Source organism: Cupriavidus sp. GW822-FHT03E04 (genome assembly GCF_058801495.1).
On the sequence record NZ_JBXANI010000072.1, the window covers coordinates 1 to 1,324 of the forward strand.

Below are 1,324 nucleotides of genomic sequence, written 5' to 3' on the forward strand. Positions count from 1 at the left end.
TTCCAGGCCATCGTCGATCGTGCCGAATGGCAATGGCAGCGTTTTGACGAGCCGCCGGTGATTGCCGGGCGCGACCTGTTTTTCCACGGCAACGTCAACCTTGGCGAAGCGCTGGAGCTGTCGTTCTCCGCGGTGGAGTTCGGCCAGGACGGGCTGGCCCATTGGTGCGAGGTGCGGCGCGGCAGCGACGGCGAGAAGATCGCCGATGTGGTGACACGCAAGCGTTGGAGAGTGCGATGAACGCAGATAAGGGTGGCGGACTGGCGCGCAAGCCCGTCTACAGGGCCGCCGACCTGGACGGGCTGCAGCATCTCGGCAGCCTGCCTGGCGAGGCGCCATTCGTGCGCGGGCCGCATCGCTCCATGTACGCGGGCAAGCCGTGGACCATCCGGCAGTACGCGGGCTTTGCCGACGCCACCGCCTCCAACCTGGCATTCCGGCAGGCGCTGGCGCAGGGGGCGCAGGGTTTGTCGGTCGCGTTCGATCTGCCGACCCATCGTGGCTACGACTCCGATCATCCGCTGGCGCAGGCGGATGTTGGCATGGCCGGCGTGGCGATTGATTCCGTCGAGGACATGAAGCGCCTGTTCGATGGCATCGCGCTGGACCGCGTCTCCGTCTCCATGACCATGAGCGGCGCCGTATTGCCGGTGCTGGCCGCGTTCCTGGTGAGCGCCGAGGAGGCCGGCGTGCCGCTCGATCAGCTCAGCGGCACGATCCAGAACGACATCCTCAAGGAGTACATGGTCCGCAACACGTGGATCTTCGCGCCCGGGCCGTCGATGCGGATCTGCGCGGATGTGGTGGCTTACCTGTCGCGGCACGTGCCCCAGTTCAACGGCATGTCGATCTCCGGCTACCACTTCCAGGAAGCCGGGGCGGACCCGGTGCTGGAACTGGCGCTGACGCTGGCCAACGGGCAGGAATACGTCAGGCAGATGGCCGGGCGCGGGCTGGATGTGGATGATTTTTGCGCTCGCCTGAGTTTTTTCTTTGGCGTGGGCAAGGATTTCTTCACCGAGATCGCCAAGCTGCGCGCCGCGCGCTTGTTGTGGTGCGAGATCGTCCGCGAGCTGGGTGCCACCACGGATCGGGCCACCATGCTGCGCACGCACTGCCAGACCTCGGGGTGGTCGCTGGCGGCCACGCAGCCGGACAACAACATCGTGCGGACCACGGTCGAAGCCATGGCCGCGGTGTTCGGCGGCACGCAGTCGCTGCACACCAATGCCTATGACGAAGCGCTGGCATTGCCCAGCGCCGCATCGGCCCGCCTCGCGCGGGACACCCAGTTGATCCTGCAGCACGAGATGGGCCTGTGCGA

1 protein-coding gene and 1 pseudogene are annotated in these 1,324 nt (G+C 66.5%); both read left to right on the top strand.

What is annotated here, in order from left to right; translation table 11 throughout:
• Positions 1-240, top strand: a pseudogene (locus AC1RQC_RS40305) (Pnap_2097 family protein); the annotation flags it as partial.
• Positions 237-1,324 (top strand): methylmalonyl-CoA mutase family protein (locus AC1RQC_RS40310; protein ID WP_492886863.1); only part of this gene is annotated, 1,088 nt, incomplete at its 3' end. The pseudogene AC1RQC_RS40305 and the gene AC1RQC_RS40310, both read left to right, overlap by 4 nt.